This is a genomic window from Micromonospora sp. CNZ285 (assembly GCF_004637285.1).
In genome coordinates this window covers 3892374-3913326 of the sequence record NZ_SPQD01000001.1, presented here as the reverse complement: position 1 = coordinate 3913326, position 20953 = coordinate 3892374, and the positions used below count along the sequence as shown (strand labels likewise).

At 73.6% G+C, this 20953-nt stretch carries 13 protein-coding genes; 10 read left to right on the top strand and 3 right to left on the bottom strand.

From position 1 onward, the window contains the following. Positions 1–24 precede the first annotated feature (24 nt). The gene (locus tag CLT75_RS17645; RefSeq protein ID WP_135241621.1) at positions 25–1404 is read right to left on the bottom strand and encodes a VOC family protein; all 1380 of its coding nucleotides are present in this window, start codon (positions 1402–1404) and stop codon (positions 25–27) included. 145 nt (positions 1405–1549) lie between these two features. Here CLT75_RS17645 and ndk point away from each other — a divergent pair, with 145 nt between their 5' ends. Next, a complete protein-coding gene (gene ndk, locus CLT75_RS17640) occupies positions 1550–1975 on the top strand; it encodes a nucleoside-diphosphate kinase (RefSeq protein WP_135241620.1) in 426 nt (141 codons plus the stop codon). Between the two features lie 60 nt (positions 1976–2035). Here ndk and CLT75_RS17635 read toward each other — a convergent pair whose 3' ends face one another. Continuing rightward, positions 2036–2476 carry a carboxymuconolactone decarboxylase family protein gene (locus tag CLT75_RS17635; protein WP_135241619.1) on the bottom strand — a complete coding sequence of 147 codons (441 nt, stop codon included), beginning with the start codon at positions 2474–2476 and terminating at the stop codon, positions 2036–2038. Between the two features lie 196 nt (positions 2477–2672). Between CLT75_RS17635 and CLT75_RS17630 the strand changes: the two genes are divergently transcribed. The 3 genes from CLT75_RS17630 to CLT75_RS17620 all read left to right on the top strand — a co-directional run bounded on the left by CLT75_RS17630 (position 2673) and on the right by CLT75_RS17620 (position 8532). Continuing rightward, complete coding sequence (locus tag CLT75_RS17630; RefSeq protein WP_135241618.1) at positions 2673–4232, top strand: alkaline phosphatase D family protein; 1560 nt, start codon at positions 2673–2675, stop codon at positions 4230–4232. A gap of 301 nt (positions 4233–4533) precedes the next feature. Further along, a complete protein-coding gene (gene ileS, locus CLT75_RS17625) occupies positions 4534–7680 on the top strand; it encodes an isoleucine--tRNA ligase (protein WP_135241617.1) in 3147 nt (1048 codons plus the stop codon). A 141-nt stretch (positions 7681–7821) separates the two neighbouring features. Beyond that, the gene (locus tag CLT75_RS17620; RefSeq protein WP_135241616.1) at positions 7822–8532 is read left to right on the top strand and encodes a lysophospholipid acyltransferase family protein; all 711 of its coding nucleotides are present in this window, start codon (positions 7822–7824) and stop codon (positions 8530–8532) included. 4 nt (positions 8533–8536) lie between these two features. Here the strand turns inward: CLT75_RS17620 and CLT75_RS33345 are convergent, their stop codons facing one another. After that, on the bottom strand, positions 8537–10516 hold the full coding sequence (locus CLT75_RS33345; protein WP_486485209.1) for a hypothetical protein: 1980 nt from the start codon (positions 10514–10516) through the stop codon (positions 8537–8539). Between the two features lie 207 nt (positions 10517–10723). On the opposite strand from CLT75_RS33345, the gene CLT75_RS17610 reads away from it, so the two are divergent. From CLT75_RS17610 to CLT75_RS17585, 6 genes are all read left to right on the top strand, one after another. Further along, positions 10724–12709: a TIGR03960 family B12-binding radical SAM protein gene (locus tag CLT75_RS17610; protein ID WP_135241615.1), complete on the top strand. Its 1986-nt coding sequence runs from the start codon at positions 10724–10726 to the stop codon at positions 12707–12709. Positions 12710–12875: 166 nt separating this feature from the next. Continuing rightward, entirely contained in the window at positions 12876–13313 is a 438-nt protein-coding gene (locus CLT75_RS17605) for a hypothetical protein (protein WP_135241614.1), read from the top strand. A gap of 14 nt (positions 13314–13327) precedes the next feature. Continuing rightward, positions 13328–14824: a hypothetical protein gene (locus CLT75_RS17600; RefSeq protein WP_135241613.1), complete on the top strand. Its 1497-nt coding sequence runs from the start codon at positions 13328–13330 to the stop codon at positions 14822–14824. 10 nt (positions 14825–14834) lie between these two features. Then, on the top strand, positions 14835–16316 hold the full coding sequence (gene mycP, locus CLT75_RS17595) for a type VII secretion-associated serine protease mycosin (RefSeq protein WP_135241612.1): 1482 nt from the start codon (positions 14835–14837) through the stop codon (positions 16314–16316). Between the two features lie 419 nt (positions 16317–16735). After that, entirely contained in the window at positions 16736–17455 is a 720-nt protein-coding gene (locus CLT75_RS17590; protein WP_135241611.1) for a TIGR03936 family radical SAM-associated protein, read from the top strand. Positions 17456–17585: 130 nt separating this feature from the next. Further along, the gene (locus CLT75_RS17585; RefSeq protein WP_135241610.1) at positions 17586–20900 is read left to right on the top strand and encodes an Rne/Rng family ribonuclease; all 3315 of its coding nucleotides are present in this window, start codon (positions 17586–17588) and stop codon (positions 20898–20900) included. Positions 20901–20953 lie beyond the last annotated feature (53 nt).

Sequence of the window (20953 nt, the reverse complement as noted above, 5' to 3'; positions counted from 1 at the left end):
CGCGTGTTGAGAGGGGCCCCTTCCTTACACCTGGGCGAGGGTGCGCCACTGCGTCAGCGCGACGCCGTGGCCGTCGGGGTCGCGGAAGGCAGCCGCCCACACCTCCAGCTTGGTGCCCCGGTTGACCACGCGCGGGGCGTACGTGAACCGGACGCCGGAGTCGCGCAGCCGTTCGTACGCGCCCTGGATGTCGTCCACCTCCAGGTTGACGTGCACCAGGCGGCGGCTGATCGGGGCGGCGCCGGTCACCCGGCGCAGCACCAGCCGGGTCGGCCCGGAGGCGAGCACGGCGTTGCCCTCGCCCCGGTCCAGCTCCTCGAAGCCGAGTTCGCGGTAGAAGTCGAGGGACCGGTCCAGGTCGGTGACGAGCAGCGTGATGCCGACGCCGCTGATCGGGCTGGCCAGCTCGTCCGGTTCGGCCGCGCCGGACGGACCGAAGATCGCCTCGTCCAGTTCCTCGGGCGTCGGCGGCGCGTCGGAGCGCGGAGGCGCGTCCGCGGGGTCGTCCAGCGCCACGTCGATCGGATCGGGCCCGCCGTCGGCCGGCCCGGATCCGGCCGGCCCGGCGTCGGCCCGTCCGGTGTCGGCCGGCACCGAGTCAGCCGGCGGGGAGTCGACGAGCACAGTCTCGACCGGCACCGTGTCGACCGGCTCCTCGGCCGGCGAGCGGGGCGCCGGGGCGCGGCGGGGGAGCGGGTCAGGGCCGGCCGTGCGCTCGGCCCGTTCGACGAGCTGGCCCTCCAGCACCACCGGGCCGCCGGGGCTCTGGTGCAGCACCACCGGCTCGCGTTCCTCGGCCCGGGGCGGGACGTCGTCCAGGTACGGGTCCGGCGCGGGCGGGTAGTCGTCGCGGAAGTCGTCCTCCGGCGCGCGCCCGGCCCACGGCGGCGCCTCCTGCGCGATCAGCGGCTCGTCGAGCGGGTCCGGCTCGGTGGCGTACTCGGGCGGCAGGTCGGCGACCGCGGCGGCGCTCTCGGCGTGCGTGGGCACCTCGTCCCAGAGCACGCGTACGTGCCGCTGGTCGTCCAGCGCCACCCGGACCGGCAGCGCCTGGCCCAGCGAGGGCCACTTGGCGACCGGTACCCGAGGTTCGATGATCTTCTTGGAGCGGGGCGGCAGCCCCGGCGCGTCGATGACCAGTTGCAGCTCGCACCGGCCGAACGCGTACTGGGTGGGCGGCTCGGAGGCGCTGTGCACGTGCCCGAGGCCGATCACCCAGGTGCGGCCGCCGCCGCGTACCGTGGCCAGGGCGATCGCCAGCACCAGCAGCGCAACGCCGAGGGCCACGATGGCCCAGCTGGTCATGCCGAGCCCGAACACGGTCACGAAGGTGGCGACGGTGCCCAGCACCGCGCCGATCAGTTTGCGTACCGGCGCGATCGTGCGGTTCCCGCCATTCGCCACAGTGGACCTCCCAGGGGTTCCAGGGCCAGGCTAGGCCGCCGCGGCGGGCCAGGGAAGACGCAGCCGCCGCGCCGGCGCCGGGACCGGGTCGCTACGCTGACCGTACCCAGCCGAACCCCGTTTGAGTGCGCAGGAGGAACCCAGCGTGTCCAGCAGCAGCCCGGACGAGCGGTCGCTCGTACTGATCAAGCCCGACGCGGTGCGCCGCGGTCTGGTGGGCGAGATCCTGTCCCGTTTCGAGCGCAAGGGCCTGCGGATCGACGCGATGGTGAGCCGGACCATGGACGGCGACTTCGCCGACCAGCACTACGCCGAGCACGTCGACAAGCCGTTCTACCCGCCGCTGAAGACGTTCATGACCAGCGGCCCGCTGGTGGCGCTGGTGCTCTCCGGCGACCAGGTGGTCGAGGTGGTGCGCGCGATGATCGGCAGCACCGACGGCCGCAAGGCCGCCGCCGGCACCGTCCGCGGTGACCTGTCGCTGTCGAACCGGGAGAACCTGGTGCATGCCTCCGACTCGGCGGACAGCGCCAAGCGCGAGATCGCGCTCTGGTTCCCCGAGCTGGCCTGACCGACGCGCCGACGGCCCCGGCCCGCGACTGGCGGGACCGGGGCCGTCGTGTGTCAGCGGTCAGACCTGCGCCGGCGGCTGCGTCTGGCAGGTCACCGCGACCCGGTTCCACACGTTGATGGTGGCGATCGCCATCACCAGGTCCGCCAGCTCCTTCTCCGACCACACCTTCGCCGCGGCGTCCCAGACGTCGTCCGGCACGCCGTGCTCGCCGAGCCGGGTCACCGCGTCGGTGAGGTCCAGCGCGGCCCGCTCCCGCTCGTCGAAGAACGGCGCCTCGCGCCACGCCGCGACCGCGAACAGCCGGCGGCTGTCCTCGCCGGCCGCCAGCGCCTCGCGGCTGTGCATGTCGACGCAGAACGCGCAGCCGTTGCGCATCGACGCCCGCAGCTTCACCAGCTCCAGCACGGTGTGGTCCACGTTCGCCCGGACGTACTTCTCCAGGCCCAGCACGGCCTGGTACGCCTCGGGTGCCACCGCCGCCATGTCCATCCGGCTCATCGCCGCCTCCTTGAGGGTTCGGGTACGCGCACAGGACGGGGCACGGCGGGTGCGGTGTGACGGCCCGGCGGTGTGACGGTGGTCATGCCGGGGCGCTGGACAGCAGTCGTTGACGTGCCGGTCACCTCGACCGGAGTTCCCGGCCACCTGCGGCCGGTAGACCGGGCTGGCGACACTGCCGAGACCGGGAGAACCCATGACGCACTTCGATCGACGTACCCTGCTCCGCGCCGGCCTGGTCGCCGGTGCCGGAGTCGCCGGCGGCGCGCTGCTCGGCGCGCCCGGCGCGCCCGCCGCACCCGGCCTGCGGCGCAGCGGCCGGCCGCTGCTCACCCACGGCGTGCAGAGCGGCGACGTGACCGCCGACTCGGCGCTGGTCTGGACCCGCGCGGACCGGCCCGGCCGGATGCTGGTCGAGGTCAGCCGCCGGCCGGACCTGCGCGGCGCCCGCCTGGTGCGCGGCCCGGTGGTCGACCTCACCGGCGACCTCACCGGCAAGGTCCGCCTGCGCGGCCTGCCCGCGGGGGAGCGGCTGCACTACCGGGTACGGGTGGAGAGCCTGGACCGGCACGGCCTGTGCAGCGAGCCGCTGACCGGTTCGTTCGCCACCGCCCCCGGGCGGCACCAGCGGCGTGACGTGCGGTTCGTGTGGACCGGCGACATCGTCGGGCAGGGCTGGGGGATCAGCCCCGACTTCGACGGCCTGGCGATCTTCCGGGCCATGCGGGAGCGCCGCCCGGACTTCTTCCTGTGCAGCGGCGACACGGTGTACGCCGACGGCCCGCTGGCCGAGAGCGTGGTGCTGCCGGACGGCCGGACCTGGCGCAACCTGGTGACGCCGGAGAAGAGCAAGGTGGCCGAGACGCTCGCCGAGTACCGGGGGCAGTTCGCGTACAACCTGCTCGACGAGCACCTGCGGGCGTTCGCCGCCGAGGTGCCGCAGATCAACCAGTGGGATGACCACGAGGTGGTGAACAACTGGTACCCGGGGGAGACCCTGACCGACGAGCGGTACGGCGAGAAGCGGGTGGACGTGCTCGCCGCCCGGGCCCGGCAGGCGTTCCACGAGTGGCTGCCGGTGCCGTCGGGCGGGCCGATGTACCGGAAGCTGTCGTACGGGCCGCTGCTGGACGTGTTCGTGCTGGACATGCGCACCTACAAGGACCCGAACGACGGCAACACGTACGCCGACCGCAATCGCGGGCTGCTCGGCCGGGCGCAGCGGGAGTGGCTGATCCGGGAGCTGCGCGCGTCCCGGGCCACCTGGAAGGTGATCGCCAACGACCTGCCGATCGGCGTGGTGGTGCCGGACGGTTCCGCCGCGCAGGAGGGCGTCGCGCAGGGTGACCACGGCGTGCCGGCCGGCCGGGAGCTGGAGTTCGCCGAGGTGCTGCGCACCTCGCACCGGGCCGGGGTGACCGGGCTGGTGTTCCTCACCGCCGACGTGCACTACACCGCCGCCCACCACTACGACCCGGCGCGCGCCGCCGTGCGGGACTTCAGCCCGTTCTGGGAGTTCGTCTCCGGCCCGGCGCACGCCGGTGCGTTCGGGCCGAACGCGCTGGACGGCACGTTCGGCCCGAAGGCGGTGTTCGTGCACGCGCCGCCGCGCGCCAACACCTCCCCGGCCGAGGGTTTCCAGCACTTCGGCGAGGTGACCATCGACGGCCCGTCGGCGGCGCTGACGGTCCACCTGCGCGACCGCGCCGGCGCCTCCCTCTGGACCACCACCCTCCCGGCCCCGTCGCGCCGCTGACGCCCGGGGCGGGGCGGGTGATACTCGGCGGCGCGGTGGGTGGGGGGTCGAGTACGCTTGACGGGCACAGGCGACGACCCGGCCATCACCGGTGAGCCTCCGGAAGAACGGCCGGGTCACCGGCTCAGTAGAACCGGACGGGACGGCCCGTCACAGCCGGCCAACGAGCGGGCGGTCGCACCTCGGCCGCCAAGCGGGGTGGTACCGCGGGCCACGCCCGGGACGCCGGTCACGGCGTACCGGATTCGGTTCGTCCTCGCAGACCACAGACGAGTGAGCTGCTGAGGGAGAGCGACAGGCGATGGCCTATCCGTTGCACGACCCGACCGGCGCCGGTGTCCCGGCGAGCCCGGACCTGCCCGCGGTCGAGCGCCGGGTGCTGGAGCACTGGACGGCCGACAAGACCTTCGAGGCGTCCGTCGAGGCCCGCGACGCCGGCCGCGACGGCGAGAACGAGTACGTCTTCTACGACGGCCCGCCGTTCGCCAACGGCCTGCCGCACTACGGCCACCTGTTCACCGGCTACGTCAAGGACGTGGTGCCGCGCTACCAGACCATGCGTGGCAGGCACGTCGAGCGCCGGTTCGGCTGGGACTGCCACGGCCTGCCCGCCGAGGTGGTGGCCGAGAAGCAGCTCGGTATCACCACCAAGGCGGAGATCCTCGACCTCGGCGTGGCCCGGTTCAACGACGCCTGCCGCACCTCCGTGCTGGAGTTCACCCACGACTGGGAGCGGTACGTCACCCGGCAGGCCCGCTGGGTCGACTTCGCCAACGACTACAAGACGCTCGACCTGGACTACATGGAAAGCGTCATGTGGGCCTTCAAGACCCTGCACGACAAGGGCCTGGTCTACGAGGGCTTCCGGGTGCTCGCGTACTGCTGGCGGTGCGAGACGCCGCTGTCGAACACCGAGACCCGGATGGACGACGTCTACCGGGACCGGCACGACCCGACGCTCACCGTCTGGTTCGAGCTGACCGCCGACGAGAACGCGCCGGAGCCGCTGCGCGGGCCGGTCAAGCTGGGCGTCTGGACGACCACGCCGTGGACGCTGCCGTCGAACCTGGCGCTCGCCGTCGGCCCCGACATCGAGTACGCCGTGCTGGAACGCGACGGCGAGCGCTACGTCGTCGGCGCCGCGCGCCTCGGCGCGTACGCCAAGGAGCTGGAGGGGTACGAGCAGGTCGGCACCGTGTACGGCCGCGACCTGGTCGGACGCCGCTACACGCCGCTGTACGACTTCCTCGTCGAGCCGGCCGGCCCGAACGCCTACCAGGTGCTCGGCGCGGACTTCGTGACCACCGAGGACGGCACCGGGATCGTCCACCTGGCGCCCGCCTTCGGTGAGGACGACCAGAACACCTGCAACGCCGCCGGCATCCCCACCGTCGTGACCGTGGACGACCACACCCGGTTCACCGCGCTGGTGCCGCCGTACCAGGGCGAGCAGGTCTTCGACGTGAACAAGCCGGTGATCCGGGAGCTGAAGGAGCGGGGGGTGGTGCTGCGGCAGGACACCTACACCCACTCCTACCCGCACTGCTGGCGCTGCGACACCCCGCTTGTCTACAAGGCGGTGTCGTCGTGGTTCGTCGCGGTGTCGACGTTCAAGGACCGGATGGTCGAGCTGAACCAGCAGATCAACTGGACCCCTGGGCACATCAAGGACGGCTCGTTCGGCAAGTGGCTGGCGAACGCCCGGGACTGGTCGATCAGCCGCAACCGGTTCTGGGGCTCGCCGATCCCGGTGTGGAAGTCCGACGACCCGAACTACCCGCGGGTCGACGTGTACGGCTCGCTGGAGCAGATCGAGCGGGACTTCGGCGTACGCCTGACCGACCTGCACCGGCCGGTGGTGGACGACCTGGTCCGCCCCAACCCGGACGACCCGACGGGCAAGTCGATGATGCGCCGGGTGCCGGAGGTGCTGGACTGCTGGTTCGAGTCCGGCTCGATGCCGTTCGCCCAGGTGCACTACCCGTTCGAGAACCGTGAGTGGTTCGAGCACCACTACCCGGGTGACTTCATCGTCGAGTACATCGGGCAGACCCGCGGCTGGTTCTACACCATGCACGTGCTGGCCACCGCGCTGTTCGACAGGCCGGCGTTCCGCAACTGCCTGAGCCACGGCATCCTGCTCGGCTCGGACGGGCGCAAGATGTCCAAGAGCCTGCGCAACTACCCGGACGTCTACCACGTGTTCGACTCCTACGGGTCGGACGCGATGCGGTGGATGCTGATGTCCTCGCCGGTGCTGCGCGGCGGCGACATGGCGGTCACCGAGTCGGGCATCCGGGACGCGGTGCGCCAGGTGCTGCTGCCGCTGTGGAACGTCTGGTACTTCTTCTCGCTGTACGCCAACGCCGACGGCTACACCGCGCGTCGTCGTACCGACTCCACGAACGTGCTCGACCGGTACGTGCTGGCGAAGACGAACGAGCTGGTCGCGACCGTCGGCGCGCAGATGGACGCGTACGACATCTCCGGCGCCTGCGCCACCGTGCGGTCCTACCTGGACGCGCTGACCAACTGGTACGTGCGCCGGTCCCGGGACCGGTTCTGGGCCGGCGACGCGGACGCGTTCGACACGCTGTGGACCGTGCTGGAGACGCTGTGCCGGGTGGTGGCGCCGCTGGCGCCGCTGACCGCCGAGGAGATCTGGCGCGGGCTGACCGGCGAGCGGTCGGTGCACCTGACCGACTGGCCGTCCGCGGAGGAGTTCCCGGCCGACCACGAGCTGGTCTCCGCGATGGACAACGTCCGGGCGGTCGCCTCGGCGGCGCTGTCGCTGCGCAAGGCCAAGGGCCTGCGGGTACGGCTGCCGCTGGCGACGCTCACCGTGGCGTCGCCCGTCGCCGCCCAGCTGCGGCCCTTCGCCGACCTGGTCGCCGACGAGGTGAACGTGAAGGAGGTCGTGCTCACCGACGAGGTGTCCGCGTACTGCCAGCAGGTGCTCACCGTGGTGCCGCGGGCGCTCGGCCCGCGCGTCGGCAAGGCCGTCCAGCAGGTCATCAAGGCGGTCAAGGCGGGGGAGTGGGAGCTGCGCGACGGCGCCCCGGTCGCCGCCGGGGTGACGCTGGCCGAGGGCGAGTACGAGCTGCGCCTGGTCGCCGCCGACGCCGAGCACTCCGCGCCGCTACCAGGCGGTGAGGGAGTGGTCGTGCTGGACACCGAGGTCACGCCGGAACTCGCCGCCGAGGGGCTGGCCCGGGACGTGGTCCGGGTCGTGCAGCAGGCCCGCCGCGACGCCGATCTGGACATCTCCGACCGGATCACGGTGGCCGTCTCGGCGTCGGAGGAGGTGCGGGCGGCGGTCGCCGCGTACACCGGGTTCGTGGCGCGGGAGGTGCTCGCCGACAGCATCGACTTCGCCGAGGGCCTCGACGGCTTCTCCGGCGAGGCGGGCGAGGGCGAGCGCGTGACCGTGACGGTCCGCAAGGTGTGAGCGGACCGGGCCCTCCTGCACCCCTTCGGGTGGAGGAGGGCCCGGCCCCAGCGAGTGGACTGCGGGCCACCCGCTCGGTGGCGGACGGCCGCGTCGGCTACCGTGACAGCGCCTGTTTCACGTACGACCGCCGGAGGACCCGTGCCCCTGCTCTACACCATCGGCAAGCTCACCGTGGCGCCCGCGCTCCGGTTGGCCTTCCGTCCGCACGTGGAGGGTTTGGAGCACATCCCGGCGACCGGCGGCGCGATCTTCGCCAGCAATCACCTCTCCGTCGCCGACGAACTGCTCCTCGGCACCGTGGTGCCCCGGCACCTGGCGTTCTGGGCCAAGTCGGAGTACTTCAAGGGCACCGGGCTCAAGGGCGGCTTCTCCAAGTTTGTGCTCACCGGGCTGGGCGCGATCCCGGTCGAGCGGGCCGGCGGCCGGGCCGCGCTGACCGCGTTCGACGCGGCGATCCCGGTGCTCAAGGCCGGCGACCTCGTCGCCGTCTACCCGGAGGGCACCCGCTCGCCGGACGGGCGGCTCTACCGCGGGCGTACCGGCACCGTCCGGCTGGCCATCGCCGCCGGCGTGCCGATCATCCCGGTCGGCGTGACCGGCACCGACAAGGCCCAGCCGATCGGCACGCGGATCCCGCGACCGGGCCGCGCCAAGATCACCATCAAGTTCGGCAAGCCGCTGGACTTCACCGGCCGTCCCGACGACCGCACCTCGCTGCGCGTCATGACCGACGAGATGATGGCCGAGATCCAGAAGCTCAGCGGGCAGGAGTACGTCCCGCGCTACGCCCCGAAGCGCGCCGACCAGGCGGCCACCGGCGACCAGACCGGCGGCGAGCCGACCGCCTGAGCGGTCAGGACTTCGGCACCACCACGCGCTGACGCAGGTCGTTCAGCAGCCGCCCGCTGTCGTCCACCGACAACCGGGTGAACACGCCGGTGGTGAGGCTGCCGTGGTCGGCCGACACGCAGACCACCACCGAGTCGCCGTCCGCGCGGCCGACGGCGCAGCGCTCGTGGCGTCCCCGTACGCCGGTGTCCACCACCACCGACTCCTGCAGGGCGTAGTCCCCGGCGAGGCGCTCGAGTTCCGACTTGGCGTCCGACTCCGGGCTGAACCGCAGGCCGGTGCTGCCGAACAACGTCACCCGCTTGCCGTCGCTCGTGCTGTAGATGCCGGCGAACGTGTCCTCGGCCAGCAGGTTCGACTCGCGTACCCGGGACTTCAGCTCCTCGGCGGCGGCCCGGCTGCTGTCGTCCTGGCGTAGCCGCATCGAGTCGATCTGGTCCGGGAGGGTGGCGCTGGCCGGGTACTGGTTGGAGATCGGCTGGAACCACCAGAGCGGGAGCCCGCAGCAGCAGGCGACGGAGAGCAGCAGCACCCAGGGCCAGCGGCGCCGGCGGCGGGTCCGCTTCGGCGGCTGCTGCCAGCCCGGCGGCGGTGCGACAGGCGGACCGGCCTTGCCCCGGCGCTGCTTCGGCGGCCGCCCGGGCTTCGCCGGCGGCGCGACGGGTGCCGCGGGCGGCAGGGGCCGGGCGGCGGGCGGCGCGGGATGATGCGGCGGCGAGACCGGCCGGGCCGGTCCGGGGTACGGCGGGCTGTGCGGCGGCGGCGAGACCGGCCGGGCTGCGGGCGGCGCGGGACGGGCCGGTGGCGGGGCAGGGTGAGCGGCCGGGCCCGGGTGGGCCGGGTGCGGGTTGTTCGGCACGGCCCAGGGCGCGGTGTACGGCAGTGTCGGCGTCGGTGGCGGCAGCTCCGGGGCGTGCAGCTCCCAGCCGGTGGTGTCCACCCCCGCCCACGGGTCGACAGGCGTGGCGTGTTCCGGCGACGCTAGCGGCGGCACCGGGGTGGGCTCGGCGGACTCGCCCCAGGCGGGCCGGCGTGCCGGCGGTGGCGGGACGGCTGCGGAACCGCTCCAGCGGGGCGCCTCGACCCGGGTCTGGTTCGGGGCGTTCTCCACGCGGGTCGGATCCGGCATGTTCCCGGCCCGGGTGGAGGCCGGGGCGTTCTCGACCTTCGTGGGATCCGGCGTGGCCGCGGCCGGGGCTGGCTGCGGCGCGACGTCGATGCGGGTCGGATCCGGCCGGCGCCCGGTACGCGGAGTGGGGACGGGCGTGGTGCGGCCGGGAACCGCTGCGGATCCGCGCGCCCGGGTCACCGGTACGGGCGGGGTGGCGTCGATGCCGGCAGGTGTTCCGGCGTCGGCGGTCGGGGCCTCGCTGTCGGTGGGCGCGTCGGCCGGCGTTCCGGCATCGCCGGTGGGGGCCTCGGCGGTCGTCGTGCTCGTCGCTGGGTGCGGGCTCGTGTCGTCGACGGAGGCGGTGTCGGCCGGCTCGCCCGCCGGTTCGGCTCGTTGGTCCCGCTGCGCCGGTTCGGCCTGCTCGGCCGGTTCGGGGCGGTCGTCCGGCAGCGCCGGTTCGTCCTGCCGCGCGGGTTCGGCCTGCTCCGACTGCTCGGTGGGTGCCGGCTGCGGGCCGGGGGTCGAGGCCGCCTGGCTCGGCGTGGCCGGGACGTCGGGCGGGGAGGCGGGTGCCTCGGCGCCGGACGGCTGGTCACCGGGCTCGGCGCGGTGCGGCTGCTCATCCGGCGCGACGGCGGTCGGCGGGCGGCGGGGCGTACCGTCGTGCGGCCTGCTCTCGGCGGCGCCGGACGGCTGCCCGGCCGAAACGTCGGCGGAGGTCCGGTCGTCGGCGGCCTCCGGCGTGGTGGACGGGGACGCCGGAGCCGAGGCGCCGGTGGCGTCCTCGGTGTCGGCGGCGGTCGCCGGCTCGGTGACGGACGGCATCTCGGCCCCGTCGGCCGGCCGGTCCGCCCCCGGCTGCGGCTGCGGCATCGCGGCTATCTCCTCTCGCGCCCGTTGCGAGGTTAGTACCGCCCCGCCACCCGGGACGAATCCCGCCCGCTCCCCGACCCTCACTCCGGTGATCAAGGAGTTCGTGTCCGGTGGGAGCGCGGGACAGCACACAAACTCCTTGATCAACCCGGTGGAGACGGGCGCGGGCGCGGGAGAGGGCGGGGGCACCGCGTACCCTTGGGCATCATGAGTGCCCCGTCCACGACCCCGCGTCCCGCCGCCGCCAACTCGGTCTGGCCCCGGCTGGAGCCGCTGCTGCCGCAGGTGACCAAGCCCATCCAGTACGTGGGTGGAGAGCTGGGCGCGGTGGTGAAGGACTGGGACGCCGCGACCGTCCGGTGGGCGCTGATGTACCCGGACGCGTACGAGGTGGGCCTGCCCAACCAGGGCGTGCAGATCCTGTACGAGGTGCTCAACGAGCTGCCCGACGTGCTGGCCGAGCGGACGTACGCGGTCTGGCCGGACCTGGAGAAGCTGATGCGCGCCCAGGGCGTGCCGCAGTTCACCGTCGACGCCCACCGCCCGGTGCGTGACTTCGACGTGTTCGGCGTCTCGTTCTCCACCGAACTGGGCTACACCAACCTGCTCACCGCGATCGACCTGGCCGGCATCCCGATGCTCGCCGCCGACCGCACCGACGCCGACCCGGTGATCGTGGCCGGCGGGCACGCCGCGTTCAACCCGGAGCCGATCGCCGACTTCGTCGACGCCGCGGTGCTCGGCGACGGCGAGGAGGCGGTGCTGGAGATCACCGCCATCGTGCGGGAGTGGAAGGCGGAGGGCTCCCCGGGCGGCCGGGACGAGCTGCTGCTGCGGCTGGCCCGGACCGAGAGCGTCTACGTGCCGCGCTTCTACGACGTCGACTACCTGCCGGACGGCCGGATCCAGCGGGTCGTGCCGAACCGCCCGGACGTGCCGTTCCGCGTGCACAAGCGCACGACCATGGACCTGGACGCCTGGCCGTACCCGAAGAAGCCCCTGGTCCCGCTCGCCGAGACGGTCCACGAGCGGTACGCGGTGGAGATCTTCCGGGGCTGCACCCGTGGCTGCCGGTTCTGCCAGGCCGGCATGATCACCCGCCCGGTGCGGGAGCGGTCGATCACCACCGTCGGCCAGATGGTCAAGGAAGGGCTGGAGTTCTCCGGCTTCCACGAGGTGGGCCTGCTGTCGCTGTCGTCGGCCGACCACTCCGAGATCGGCGACATGTGCTCCGGCCTGGCCGAGCAGTACGCCGGCACCAACGTCTCGCTGTCGCTGCCGTCGACCCGGGTGGACGCGTTCAACATCGACCTGGCCCAGGAGCTGTCCCGCAACGGGCGCCGGACCGGTCTGACCTTCGCCCCCGAGGGCGGGTCGGAGCGGATCCGCAAGGTGATCAACAAGATGGTGTCGAAGGAAGACCTCATCCGCACCGTGGTCACCGCGTACTCCAACGGCTGGCGGCAGGTGAAGCTCTACTTCATGTGCGGCCTGCCCACCGAGACCGACGAGGACGTCCTGGAGATCGCCGACATGGCGCACGAGGTGATCCGGGCCGGCCGCGCCGCCACCGGGTCCAAGGACATCCGCTGCACGGTCTCCATCGGCGGGTTCGTGCCGAAGCCGCACACCCCGTTCCAGTGGGCCTCGATGGAGCGGCCGGAGGTCATCGACGGCCGGCTCAAGCTGCTCAAGCAGGCGATCAACAGCGACCGGTCGCTGGGCCGGGCGATCGGCTTCCGCTACCACGACGGCGAGCCGTCGCTGATCGAGGGCCTGCTGTCCCGGGGCGACCGCCGGGTCGGCGCCGTGATCCGCAAGGTCTGGGAGAACGGCGGCCGGTTCGACGGCTGGAGCGAGCACTTCTCGTACCAGCGGTGGGTGGACGCCGCCGCCGAAGTGCTGCCGGCGTACGGCGTCGACCTCGACTGGTACACCACCCGCGAGCGCGAGGAACTGGAGGTCCTGCCCTGGGACCACCTCGACTCCGGCCTGGACAAGGACTGGCTCTGGCAGGACTGGCAGGACTCGCTGTCGGAGTACGAGCAGGACGACTGCCGCTGGACGCCCTGCTTCGACTGCGGCGTCTGCCCGTCCATGGACACCGAGATCCAGATCGGTCCGACCGGCCGCAAGCTGCTGCCGCTCACCCCGGTCAACGGGCTGAAGCTGCCCGCCGCCGCCCAGGGCTGAGCCGCACACACGCACCGGAGCGCGGGAACCCGAGAACGGGTTCCCGCGCTCCGTCGTCTCCGGTGACCGCCGCGATACGCGGGGTGGGGGTGCCCCGACTGGTCCTTCCTCGATACGCTGCGTCCGTAATGGACCGGCCGGGCCGGTAGCGGGGAGGACAGGCAGCATGGGCATCAATCCGCCGGACACCGGCGATCTGCACGTCAGCGTCGAGGACCTGGACGCGGCGGCCGAGTACATCGAGCGCCTCAAGCAGTACGTCGAGGACACCATCTCCTGGGAGATGGAGCGCATCAAGGAGAACATGAAGGGCGACAGCAACAGCCCGCAGATCATGTCCAACGGGACACCGTTCGGCGCGTTCGCCGACGCCCGGTTGCAGTGGCAGGCGCTGGAACGCTCCACGGCCAACATGGAGGCCCACCTCAAGGGCCTCTCCGCCAAGCTGGCCGGCCTGAAGAAGGGCACCGAGGACATCGCCAAGGCGTTCCGCGACGCCGAGGAGCGCAACGCCGCGAACGGCAAGGACATCGAACGGCTGCTGGAGTCCGCTGCTCCGCCGCCCGGCGGCGCCGAGCCGCCCACCTACCCGTACCCGGCCTGAGAGAGGAGACGGTCATGGCTGGAGCCACCTGGGAACGCTGTGTCCGCGAGGTGACGCTGTCGGCGGATCCGTACACCGTCGGCCTGGTCGGCTCGGGGTGGAGCAACCTCTCCACCGGTCTCGGCCACCTGCGCGACTCCCTCGTCGGCCGGTCGTTCGTCGGCCCGATCGCCGCCGGCCAGGAGCGCCCGCACACCGGCGGCCTGCCCGGGATGCTCGCCGGCTGGAAGGGCAGCGGCGGCGACGCCTACCGCGAGCACCTGTCCGAGATCGGCAAGGACATCGAGGACCTCATCACGCACGCCAGCAACGTCAGTGGTGCGCTGTCGCGAATCGAGGGTGACATCCGCAAGACGGTGGCGAGCATCCCGATCCCGCTGATGGACAACTTCGGCTGGAACGAGTGGAGCCTGCCCGGCGGCACCGAGCTGGACGACGCCCGTGACGGGGAGAGCCAGTCCGGCTTCCTCGCCGCCCTGCGCAGCGACTACCAGGGCAACCAGTCCCTGTACGCCGACGGCGCGTTCCGCGACAAGGCCGACGACCTCGAAGCCACCATGAAGATCGACGGCAACGCCAGCGACCAGAAGCGTGGCGGCTGGTGGGACACCAAGTCGCACCTCGACAACTGGTACAACGACAACCAGAAGGCGGCCAACGCGGCGATGTCGCCGTTGCCGGCCGCGGTCGAGGCCGAGCGCCCCAAGCTGGCCGTACCGCAGCCCAAGAACGACTTCGGCGACGGCTACCGCGGCGACCCGCGCGTTCCCCCGTCGGGCGTACCCGGTGGTGGCCTGCCCGGTGGCGGCGCACCCGGCGGCGGTATGCCCGGCGGTGGCATGCCCGGCGGCGGCCCGATGCCGTCCATCGGCAGCACCGGCATCGGTGGTGGCACGCCCGGTGGCGGCTCGTACACGCCGCCCCCCGGTGGTCCCGGCGGCGGCCTGCCGGGCGGCGGCTCCTACACCCCGCCGACCACAGGGGGTATCCCCGAGCTCGGTGGCGCCCCCGGCTCGGGCACCCCGGAGTACGGCAGCGGTCTGGCCGGCGCGGGCGGGCCCGGCACGGTCACCGCCGGTGGGCCGGGCACGCTCGGCCTCGGGGCCGGTGGCGTCGGCGGTGGCGCGGGTGGACTGAGCGCCGGTGGCGGCGGCTTCGGTGGCGGTGGCGCCGGCCTGGGTTCGGCCGGTGGGATCGGCGGCGGTGGGATCGGCGCGGCCGGCGGCATGGCCATGGGCGGCCTGCCCGGCATGGTCGGCGGTGGCAACGGCAAGGTTCCGCCGCTGACCAGCGCGGCCAGCGCGCTGAAGGCCGCGGCCGCGGCGGGCCCGGGCGGCGCGGCCGGTGCGCGTGGCGGGATGGCCGGCGCCGGAATGATGGGCGGCGGGATGATGGGCGGTCACGGCGGCGCCGGTCACGGCGGCGACGCGGCAGGGCACTCGTCATGGTTGACTGAGGACGACGATCCGTGGGGCACCGGTGACGGTGCGTCCCCGGGCATCCTGCGATGAGGACGGACGGATGAAGGTGCACGTCGGCGCGCTCCGGCCAGTGGCTGCCGGTCTGCTTGCCGGACTGATGCTGCTGGGCGCGGCCCAGCCGGCGGTCGCCGCTCCGCGTCGCGCCGAGCAGTGGTATCTGGACGAGCTGCGGATCGACAGGGCGCACCAGATCTCCACCGGCCGGGGCGTCGTCGTGGGCGTGGTGGACACCGGCGTCGACGCGGGGCACCCCGACATGCGGGGCCAGTTGCTGGCCGGGGGAAGCACCCGCGATTCCGGCGACGGGCGGCGCGACCCGGACGGTCACGGCACCCACATGGCGGGGATCATCGCGGCCAACGGGACCGGGGTGGTGGGCATCGCGCCCGACGCCCGGATCCTGCCCATCCGGAAGCCCGCCGGCGACGCGTTCACCTCGGACGACTCCGCGCGGGGCATCCGGATGGCTGTCGACGGCGGGGCGAAGGTGCTCAACCTGTCGTACGGCGGTGCCGGAGCCGTGGAGGAGGTCGAGGAGGCCGCGATCCGGTACGCGCTGGAGCGCGACGTGGTCGTGGTGGCCGCCGCAGGTAACGCCCGCCAGGCCGGCCCGGACGTCACCTCACCCGCCAAGATCCCCGGCGTGATCGCGGTGACCGGCACGGTCCGGGGCGGGGGGTTCTGGTCCGGATCGGCCTCGGGGCCGGAGGCGGTGATCGCCGCGCCCGGTGACGAGGTCTACAACATCGGACCGGACCGGGGCTACGGCTGGGGTGACGGCACCTCCGACGCCGCCGCCGTCGTCTCCGGCGTCGCGGCGTTGATCCGGTCGAAGTACCCGAAGCTGTCCGCGCCCGACGTGATCAACCGGATCATCCGCACCGCCCGGGACGCCGGCCCGCCCGGCCGCGACCCGCGGTTCGGCTTCGGACGGATCGACCCGGTGGCGGCGCTCACCGCCGACGTACCGGGGGTGTCGGCGAACCCGCTGCTCGGTGCCGCCGCGCCGAGCGCGTCAGCGCCACCGGCCGCCGCCGAGGACGACAACTTCGACGTGACGAAGTACGGCGACCGGGGCGGCCCCACCGACCAGCAGGTGATGGTCATCGGCATCGGTATCGCCGTGGCGCTCGTGGTGCTGCTGGCGCTCGTGGCGTTCCTGATCTGGAACCGCCGCCGTCACCGGCGCGAACTGGCCCGGGCCGGCGCGATCCCGGACGACGAACTGGACCGGCTGAACGGGCAGGGCCCACCGGTGCCCGCCGGCCACGCGGCCGCCCCGCCGCCCGGCTACGGCGCACCCGGCGGCTACCCGCCACCCGGCGCGCACCCCCAGCAGGGCGGGTATCCCCAGCAGGGCGGATATCCGCAGCCGGGCGGGTACCCCCAGCCCGGGGCGTACCCGCCGGGCGAGGGCGCCTACCCGCCCCAGGGGCAGGCCCACCACGCCCCACCCGGCCAGAGCCCCTACGCCCCACCCGGCCAGAGCCCCTACGCCCCACCCGGCGACAACCGTTCCTGACTCTTCCCGCTACCGCCCCGGCCCGAACCCGCACGCCGCGCGCCCACCCACACCCGTGCCTGCGCTTTCGCACCTGCACGTCCGCGCTCGCACCTGCACGCCCGCGCCCACCCACCCGGCACGCCCTCGGCCCGACGATCATGAAGTTAGCGGCACATTCGGAGATCGACTTCGCCGCTAACTTCATGATCAGCGGGGGCGAGCGCGGGCGAGGGCGCGGCGGGAGTAGGGCGAGGGCGGGCGCGGGCGGCGACGGCGGGGTTTGGGTGGGTTTGGGGTGGGTGGGGTGGCCCCGGGTGTGAGGCGTGGTGGGCGCTGCGTCAGGATGAGACCGATACGCAGGCACAGCCGAGGAGCTCACGATCGCCAGAAAGCCTCAACCCGAGGGCGGCCAGGCCCCCGTCGTCCAGCGGGTCCGTATCCGGTACGCCAAGCGTGGGCCGCTGCGGTTCACCTCGCACCGGGACTTCGCCCGGGCCTTCGAGCGCGCGCTGCGCCGGGCCGGCGTGCCGATCGCCTTCTCCCAGGGGTTCACCCCGCACCCGAAGATCTCGTACGCCTCGGCCGCTCCGACGGGTGTGGCGAGCGAGGCCGAGTACCTGGAGATCGGGCTCCGTGAGCCGGTCGACCCGGCGAAGCTGCGCGAAGCCCTCGACGGCGCCCTCTCGCCCGGGCTCGACGTGCTCGACGCGGTGGAGGCCACCGGGGGCAGCCTGGCCGACCGGATCGAGGCGTCGTACTGGCGCATCGAGTTGCCCGAGGTCGACCCGAAGGTGCTCGCGCAGGCGGTGGCGGCCTTCACCGCCGCCGACGAGATCCAGGTCGAGCGGATGACCAAGCAGGGGCGGCGTACGTTCGACGCCCGAGCAGCAGTGGTATCCATCGATGTGATGGCTCCGGCTGAGACGCCTTCCGGGGCGGCGGCCGTACCGTGTGCGATACTCGAACTGGTCGTGCGGCAGGTCACCCCGTCCGTTCGGCCCGATGACGTCCTGTCCGGCCTCCGCGCGGTGGCCGCCTTGGAGCCGCCGGTCACCCCGAAGGTGATCCGGCTGGCGCAGGGCACGCTGACCGCGCAGGGCGAGATCGTCGATCCGTTGGAAGCGGATCGCGACGGGGCAACCATCGGAGAGCGCTGACCGTCGGTCAACGCTCTGGCAGGCAGACTTCGGCGGTCGCGCGTTTGCGCGCCCGGCGGAAACACCTTTGCGGCAACCCTGCGTGGCAGCGCTCACCCGCGCCCGGGGCGGCCAGAACTGGAGAACGTCCATGCTCGAGAACGAGCCCGAGGGCGGCGAACGGACCGGCGCAGAGCCGACCGGGACGACCGCCGACAACGCCGCCACCGCCTCCGGCAGCGCCGCGAGCGCGACCCCGGCCGGCGCCGAGGGAGCCACCACGGAGGGCACCGTGGAGGGCGTCGCCGAGACCAAGCCGCCGGCCCGTAAGCGGGCCAGCCGCCGCAAGGCCGCTCCGCTGAACCAGCCGGAGCAGACCGACGCGCCGGTCGAGGCGTCCACCACGGTGACCGGCAGCGGCGAGTCGCCGCAGGCCGAGGTGTTCGCACCCATCGCAGGCGAGTTGGACACCGCGCCCAAGACCACCCGGCGGCGTCGTAAGGCGACGCCGGCGAAGGCGGTCGAGGAGCCGGTGGCCGCAGCCGGGGTGGAGGCCGCCTCGGAGGAGGTCGTGCCGCCGGTCAAGGTGACCCGGACCCGTCGCCGCAAGGCCACGCCGGCTGCCGAGACCGTCGCCCCGGACGAGACCGCCGCCGCGGGGCAGGCGCCCGCGGACGGCGTGATCGACGGGCCGGTGTCCGCGCCGGGTGGCGACCTGATCGCCGAGGGACGCGCCGACATCGACGGCGGCGAAGCAACCGGCCCGGGCGGGACCGCCACCGAAGAGACCGCCGGGACCGGCGGCCGGACCCGTACCCGCCGGCGCGCCGCCGCCAAGACCACCGCCGCCGGCGACGAGACCACCAGCGGGAGCAGGGCCGCCGCCGGTACGGCGAGCACCGGCGCTGCTGAGAGCATCGTCGAGGACGTCGAGGACGAGGACGCCGAGAGCGAGACCGGCGGGACCGTCGAGGACGCGAGCGCCGCTGCCGCGCGTACCCAGGAGGTCGACCTGGCCCGCAGCGGCGGCCCGGCGGACGCGACGGGCGTCGTGTCGACGGGCGCCGCCGTGCCGCGCGTGGCCGAGGAGCCGGCCGAGACGCCGCCGCCCACCAGCCGCCGCCGTCGTGCCGCGCTCTCCGCGCCGACCGTCCTGTTCATGGCGCCGCAGCCCGACGAGGCGCCGGCCGTCCAGGTGACGTACCCGGCGGCGGAGGAGCCGATCGAGGAAGCGGTCGAGACCGGCCGGCGCCGCCGTCGCGGCCGCCGTGAGGTCGAGCCGGTCGAGGCCGAGGTCGAGCCGGAGGTCACCGAGGAGGAGTCCGCCGCCGAGGCCGAGGAGGCCGTCGAGGGGGACGAGGACGACGAGACGGCCGCGGGCCGTCGTCGCCGTCGCCGGGGCCGCCGGGGGCGTGGCCGGGGCAAGGGCGGCGCGGACGAGGCCGACGACGAGGACGGCGAGGAGCCCGTCGCGGCCGAGACCGCCGAGGGTGAGGCCGAGGAGTCCGCGGAGGACGAGGAGGCCGAGGGCGAGGGGATGACCCGCCGCCGTCGCCGTCGTCGCCGCCGGGGCGCCGGGGAGGCGGACACCGCCGCCGAGGACGGTGTGCCGACCGTCGTCAAGATCCGTGAGCCGCGCAAACCGGTCGACGAGGTGCAGGGTGTCTCCGGCTCGACCCGGCTGGAGGCCAAGCGGCAGCGCCGCCGGGACGGCCGCGAGCAGCGGCGTACCCGCCCGCCGATCCTGAGCGAGTCGGAGTTCCTGGCCCGCCGCGAGGCGGTGGACCGGGTGATGGTGGTCCGCCAGCGCGGCGACCGCACCCAGATCGCCGTGCTCGAGGACGGCGTGCTCGTGGAGCACTACGTCACGCGGAACTCGTCCGGCACCATGGCCGGCAACGTCTACCTGGGCAAGGTCCAGAACGTCCTGCCCAGCATGGAGGCGGCCTTCGTCGACATCGGGCGCGGGCGCAACGCGGTCCTGTACGCCGGTGAGGTCAACTGGGACGCCACCGGCCTGGAGGGCCGGGCCCGCTCGATCGAGCAGGCGCTGCGCTCCGGCGACTCGGTGCTGGTGCAGGTGACCAAGGATCCGATCGGGCACAAGGGCGCGCGGCTGACCAGCCACATCGCGCTCTCCGGCCGGCACCTGGTCTACGTGCCGAACGGCAACGCCTCCGGGATCAGCCGCAAGCTGCCCGACACCGAGCGCAAGCGCCTGCGGGACGTGCTGAAGAAGCTGGTGCCGGACGGCGCCGGGGTGATCGTCCGGACCGCGGCCGAGGGCGCCAGCGAGGACGAGCTGGCGCGCGACGTCAAGCGGCTCCAGGCGCAGTGGGAGGACATCCAGGCCAAGGCGACCGAGGGTGGCGCCCCGGTGCTGCTCTACGAGGAGCCGGACCTGGTCATCCGCGTGGTCCGGGACCTCTTCAACGAGGACTTCCGCGAGCTGGTCATCGAGGGTGAGCCCGCGTACGACCTGGTCGAGTCGTACCTGTCGCACGTGTCGCCGGACCTGGTGGCGCGGCTGCGCCGGCACGCCGGGGTGGCGGACGTGTTCGCCGAGTACCGGATCGACGAGCAGATCCTCAAGGGGCTGGACCGGAAGGTCTTCCTCCCCTCGGGCGGCTCGCTGGTGATCGACCGCACCGAGGCGATGACTGTCGTCGACGTCAACACCGGCAAGTACACCGGCTCCGGGGGCAACCTGGAGGAGACGGTCACCCGCAACAACCTGGAGGCGGCCGAGGAGATCGTGCGTCAGCTGCGGCTGCGTGACCTCGGCGGCATCGTGGTGATCGACTTCATCGACATGGTGCTGGAGTCGAACCGGGAGCTGGTGCTGCGCCGGCTCACCGAGTGCCTCGGCCGGGACCGCACGAAGCACCAGGTCACCGAGATCACCTCGCTCGGCCTGGTGCAGATGACCCGTAAGCGCATCGGCGCGGGCCTGCTGGAGGCGTTCAGCGAGACCTGCGAGTGCTGCAAGGGCCGGGGCGTGATCATCCACACCGAGCCGGTGCCGGAGAAGCCGCGCGGCGGGGCGGGGGAGAAGGTCAAGGCGGTCGCCTCGGCTGTCACCGCACCGGCCGAGGAGAAGAGCGGCCGGCGCCGGGGCCGCAAGGCCGCCGCGGAGAAGCCGGCCGTGGAGGCCGCGCCGGAGGCCGCCGCCGCGCAGCCGCCGGCCGTCGAGCCGCCTGCCGCGCCGGCCGCCCCGGAGCGGGCCGTCGCCGAGGTGGTCGAGACCGACGACGACTACTACGACACCCAGGGCTACGACCTGTCCCGGTTCGAGACGGACACCCCGGCCGCCCCGGCGGTCGCGGACAGCCAGGAGGGCGACTCGGCCCGGCTGGCCGCCGCCGACGACCCGGACGCGATCGGTGACGGCGACAACGACGACGACAGCGGCGCCCCGCGCCGGCGGGCACGCCGTGGTGGCGCCCGGCGGCGTACGCGGCCGTGAGGCCGTAAGGTACTGACCTGCGCGAACAGGGCCCCCGCTCCGCCGCTACCAGG

What these genes read in the sequence shown, in the direction of transcription:
- CLT75_RS17630 (WP_135241618.1), top strand. Translation starts at nt 2,673, where the DNA reads ATGACGCACTTCGATCGACGTACCCTGCTCCGCGCCGGCCTGGTCGCC.
- mycP (WP_135241612.1), top strand. Translation starts at nt 14,835, where the DNA reads ATGAAGGTGCACGTCGGCGCGCTCCGGCCAGTGGCTGCCGGTCTGCTT.
- CLT75_RS17635 (WP_135241619.1), bottom strand. Translation starts at nt 2,476, where the DNA reads ATGAGCCGGATGGACATGGCGGCGGTGGCACCCGAGGCGTACCAGGCC.
- CLT75_RS17605 (WP_135241614.1), top strand. Translation starts at nt 12,876, where the DNA reads ATGGGCATCAATCCGCCGGACACCGGCGATCTGCACGTCAGCGTCGAG.
- CLT75_RS33345 (WP_486485209.1), bottom strand. Translation starts at nt 10,516, where the DNA reads ATGCCGCAGCCGCAGCCGGGGGCGGACCGGCCGGCCGACGGGGCCGAG.
- CLT75_RS17610 (WP_135241615.1), top strand. Translation starts at nt 10,724, where the DNA reads ATGAGTGCCCCGTCCACGACCCCGCGTCCCGCCGCCGCCAACTCGGTC.
- CLT75_RS17585 (WP_135241610.1), top strand. Translation starts at nt 17,586, where the DNA reads ATGCTCGAGAACGAGCCCGAGGGCGGCGAACGGACCGGCGCAGAGCCG.
- CLT75_RS17600 (WP_135241613.1), top strand. Translation starts at nt 13,328, where the DNA reads ATGGCTGGAGCCACCTGGGAACGCTGTGTCCGCGAGGTGACGCTGTCG.
- ileS (WP_135241617.1), top strand. Translation starts at nt 4,534, where the DNA reads ATGGCCTATCCGTTGCACGACCCGACCGGCGCCGGTGTCCCGGCGAGC.